The 4,324-nt window shown below is 69.7% G+C and carries 6 protein-coding genes; 5 read left to right on the forward strand and 1 reads right to left on the reverse strand.

Annotation, left to right across the window (positions count from 1 at the left end):
- The 5 genes from JWP28_RS02765 to JWP28_RS02785 form a co-directional block, all read left to right on the forward strand.
- Positions 1–123: acyl-CoA dehydrogenase family protein (locus JWP28_RS02765; protein ID WP_299539741.1), on the forward strand; the 123-nt coding region annotated here is incomplete at its 5' end.
- Positions 123–395 (forward strand): DUF3253 domain-containing protein, encoded by a 273-nt coding sequence (locus JWP28_RS02770; protein WP_299539729.1) that lies wholly within the window; start codon positions 123–125, stop codon positions 393–395. The genes JWP28_RS02765 and JWP28_RS02770, both read left to right, overlap by 1 nt.
- Positions 392–1,030, forward strand: a complete 639-nt coding sequence (locus tag JWP28_RS02775) for a glutathione S-transferase family protein (protein WP_299539731.1) — start codon at positions 392–394, stop codon at positions 1,028–1,030. Before JWP28_RS02770 ends, JWP28_RS02775 begins: the two co-directional genes overlap by 4 nt.
- Before the next feature lie 46 nt (positions 1,031–1,076).
- Positions 1,077–2,096 (forward strand): alpha/beta fold hydrolase, encoded by a 1,020-nt coding sequence (locus tag JWP28_RS02780; RefSeq protein ID WP_299539734.1) that lies wholly within the window; start codon positions 1,077–1,079, stop codon positions 2,094–2,096.
- Positions 2,097–2,158: 62 nt separating this feature from the next.
- Positions 2,159–3,235, forward strand: a complete 1,077-nt coding sequence (locus JWP28_RS02785; protein ID WP_299539736.1) for a Glu/Leu/Phe/Val dehydrogenase — start codon at positions 2,159–2,161, stop codon at positions 3,233–3,235.
- 6 nt (positions 3,236–3,241) lie between these two features.
- Here the strand turns inward: JWP28_RS02785 and JWP28_RS02790 are convergent.
- Positions 3,242–4,324: MFS transporter (locus JWP28_RS02790; protein WP_299539739.1), on the reverse strand; the 1,083-nt coding region annotated here is incomplete at its 5' end.

The raw sequence follows: 4,324 nt of genomic DNA on the forward strand, positions 1-4,324 counted from the left end.
TATGTCGCCGACCACGGCATCGAGCGGCTCTACCGCGACGTGCGGATCTTCCGCATCTACGAGGGCACCAGCCAGATCCAGCAGGTGGTGATCGCCCGCGAGACGCTGAAGCGGGGCGGGTGATGGCGGCCGACGTCGAGAGCGCGATCTTCGAGCTGTTGGCCGCCAAGGTCGCGCCCGGCAAGTCGATCTCGCCGGAGGACGCAGCCCGCGCGGTGGACCCCGAGGGCTGGCGCCGGCTCCTCGGCCAGGTGCGGGCGGTGGCGCGGGGGCTTGCCAGGCAGGGCCGGTTGGTGATCCTGCGGCATAACAAGCCCGCCGATCCGGAGGACTTCAAGGGCGTCTATCGGCTGCGGCTGCCGGACGCCGCCGCAGGTAAGGAAGACGCACCATGATCATCTACGGCTCGTCCATGTCGCCGTACGTTCGCAAGACCATTGTCTTCGCCACGGAAAAGGGCCTCGACTTCGAGGTCGTGATGGCCAGCGCGCAGATGGGACCGCCGGAGTTCCTGGAGGCCAGCCCCTTCGGCAAGATGCCCGGCTTCAAGGACGGGGACTTCCTGATCTCCGACTCCACGGCGATCATCACCTACCTGGACACGATCAAGCCCGAGCCGAACCTGATCCCCATCGAGGCCAAGGCGCGAGCGCGGACCATCTGGTACGAGGAGTTCGGCGACACCATCGTGGCGGCCTGCGGCGGCAAGATCTTCTTCAACCGCGTGGTCTCCCCGAAGTTCTTCGGCCAGCCCGGCGACCTGGCCGCCGCGGACGAGGCGCAGAAGACCGAGTTCCCGAGGCTGATGGACTATCTGGAAAGCGTCGCGCCGGCGTCCGGCTTCCTGGTGGAGGATCGCTTCACCCTGGCCGACATCGCCGTCGCGAGCCCGCTCGCCACCCTGGCGCTCGGCGATTGCCAGATCGACGCGGCCAGGCACCCGAAAGCGAAGGCCTACGTCTCGCGTATCTGGGAGCGCCCCGCTTTCGCCAAGCTGATCGCCCAGGAAAAGGCGGCGCTGGCGGCCTGAGGCAGCCGCGAAACCGGAGAACGGAGCAGGAAGTTAGTCCGAAGGCATGACGCGCCTCCTCGCCGCCCTCCTCGCCGCCGTGATGCTGGCCGGCTGCACGCCCCTGATGGTGCAGCAGGCCGGCCTGCCGCCGCTGGGATTCCAGGGCGCCCACATCGAGCGCGACGTCATCGTCAGCTTCGACGGCGCGCGGCTGGGGCTGTCGGAGTGGGATGCGCCGGGCGATCCCTGGGCGGTGATCGTCGGCGTCCACGGCATGAACGACTACGCCAACGCCTTCCACATGGCCGCGCCCTGGTGGGCCGAGCAGGGCGTGACTACCGTCGCCTACGACCAGCGCGGGTTCGGCCGCTCGCCGGGCCGCGGGGTCTGGGCGGGCGACGAGCTGATGGTCGAGGACCTGCGCACGGTGACCGCGCTGGTCCGCCGCAAGTACCCCCACGCGCTGCTGGTGGTGGCCGGCGAGAGCCTGGGCGGGGCGGTGGCGGCGGAGGCCTTCGCCTCGGACCGCCCGCCGACCGCCGACCGGCTGGTGCTGCTGTCGCCCGCGGTCTGGGGCTGGGCGGCCCAGCCGCTGCCCTACAAGACGCTGCTGTGGTTCGCGGCCAACTTCACGGGTCCAAAGGTCTATACCCCGCCCCGCTGGCTCACCTCCAAGGTCAGCCCGACCGACAACCGCGACGAGCTGATCGCCATGGGCCGCGATCCGCTGATGATCTGGGGCGCGCGGTCCGACACGATCTACGGCCTGGTCACGACGATGGACAAGGCCGCCGAGGACGTGGGCAAGGCGAAGCCGCCGACGCTCTACCTCTACGGGGCCCACGACCAGATCATCCCCAAGAAGGCGGCGTTCAGGGCGGCCTCGCGGCTCCGGCCCTCCGACCGCTCGGCCTATTACGCCAAGGGCTGGCACCTGATGACCCGCGACAAGCAGGGTCCGACGGTCTGGGAAGACATCCTGGCCTTCATCCACGATCCGGCGGCGCCCCTGCCGTCCGGCGCGCCGAAAATCCCGACGGCGCCTGCGCCCGCCGCCCAAACTCAGGCCGCGGCGGGGTTGTGAGGCGGGCGCGTCAGGCGTAGAGGCAGGCGAAATTCCTTCCCCAGCATCGGTGTGTCCGCGGCATGACCTTGTTTGATTCCCCCGCCTTTGAGGGTCACGAAGGCGTCCACGCCTTCTTCGACGAAAAATCCGGCCTGAAATGCATCATCGCCGTGCATTCCACGGCCCGGGGCCCCGCCGCCGGCGGCTGCCGCATGTGGCCGTTCCCGAGCGCCGACGCGGCGCTGGAGGATGCGCTCCGGCTCTCGCGCGCCATGTCCTACAAGAACGCCATGGCCGACCTGGACCTGGGCGGCGGCAAGGCGGTGATCATCGGCGATTCCCGCACCCAGAAGACGCCGGTGCTGTTCGAGGCCTTCGGCCGCGCGGTCGAGGAGGTGGGCGGCAAGTACTGGACGGCCGAGGACGTGGGCGTCTCGCCCGCCGACCTGATGCACGCGCGCAAGACCACCCGCTATGTCGCCGGCCTGACCGGCCACGACGCGGCCTCCGGCGATCCCAGCCCGGTGACCGCCGAGGGCGTCTTCCGCGGTATTGCGCTCGGCGTCCGGCGCGCGCTGAACCGCGACCTCGACGGCGTCACCGTGGCGATCCAGGGGGTTGGCCACGTGGGCGCCTACCTGGCCGACAAGCTGCACGCGGCGGGCGCCAAGCTGGTGATCACCGACGTCAACGAGGAGGCGCTCCGCGAGGTCGCCGAACGCACCGGCGCGCGCGTCGTCGCCCCCGGCGCGATCTTCGACGCCGAGGCCGAAGTCTTCGCCCCCTGCGCGCTCGGCGGAGCGATCAACGCCGACACCCTGCCGCGGCTGAGGGCCAAGGTCATCGCCGGCGGCGCCAACAACCAGCTCGCCGATCTTGAGATCGGCCGCGCGGTCTACGAGCACGGGATGCTCTACCTGCCGGACTACGTCATCAACGGCGGCGGCATCATCAACGTGGCCGGCGAGATCCGCGCCATCGCCCGCGGCGAGGCCTTCGATCCAGCCTGGGTGGAAACCAAGCTCGCCCGCCTGATGCAGACCCTCGACGAGATCCTCGACCTCTCCAAGACCGAGCACCGCCCGACCCACGAAGTCGCCAACGAGATCGCCAAGGCGCGGATCAGCGGCGCGGCGGAGAAGCGGGCGGCGGCTTAGGCGACGCTACAGCCTCGCCAGCCGCGCGGTGCGGGGTTCCTTCACGGCGACCATCAGCAGCAGCAGTCCCGCGGCCAGCATGCCGATGGAGATGCCGAACACCATGTTGTAGCCGAACAGGTCGGCGAGCTGGCCGCCGACCAGCGGGGCGAGCGTAGCGGTGATGCTCTCGGCGGTGGCGGAGACGGCGATGCGCATCGGGAGGTCGTCGCGCGGGCCGAACTCCAGGATCATGGTCTGGGCCGACATCATGTAGCCCGACTGGCCGGCGCCGAGGCCGAAGAAGGCCAGGAATATCGCCCACGGCTGGTGGATCTCGATCAGCAGCACGGTCGAGGCGGCCCAGACCAGGATCGAGAACAGCAGCACCAGCCGAAAGCCGGTCTTGTCCCCGAGATAGCCCCAGACGAGGTTCGACAGGGCGTCCGCGCCGATGAAGGCCAGCGACAGCAGGCCCAGCAGCTTGCCGGTCATGGGCGCCGAGGCCGCGACGTAGAGGATGTAGAACGGCGTCGCGATGCGCCCGGTGCTCGCCAGCATCTGCACCACCAGGAAGAAGGCGTAGTCGCGATCCTCGGTGATCAGCCGGGGGAACTCACGCAGCCGGTCGCGGAACCGGCCCTGCGTCCGGGTGGTGGGCGGCTCCGGCTCCTTCAGCAGGAACTGCAGGGCCCACAGGCCGAGCGTGGTGAGGATGAAGGCGAAGACGAAGGTCGTGCCGGAGCCGTTGCCGAACAGGTTCGGCCCGATGAAGTAGCGGCCCGCGAAGTAGGCCAGGACGGCGGCGATCAGGCTGCCGGTGGCGTTGCGCCAGGCCTGCAGGCGGCCCCGCCGGCTGATCGGGATCACCTTGGCCATCAGCAGCGAGAACACCACCCGCTGCGCGCCCATGAAGATGCCGAACATCAGCATGAAGAACAGCACGCTGGCGACCAGGGGCGTGCCCTTCAGCAGCCAGCCGGAGGCGGCGATGCCGAGGATGGCCATCCGCGCCAGCCCGCCCATCCACAGGGCGGCGGGCATCACCTTGGTGCGGTGCTCGATCTTGCTGGCGCCGAAGATCGGCGAGATCACTCCGCCGACCTGCTG

The organism is Phenylobacterium sp., from assembly GCF_028290885.1.
GTDB lineage: Bacteria > Pseudomonadota > Alphaproteobacteria > Caulobacterales > Caulobacteraceae > Phenylobacterium.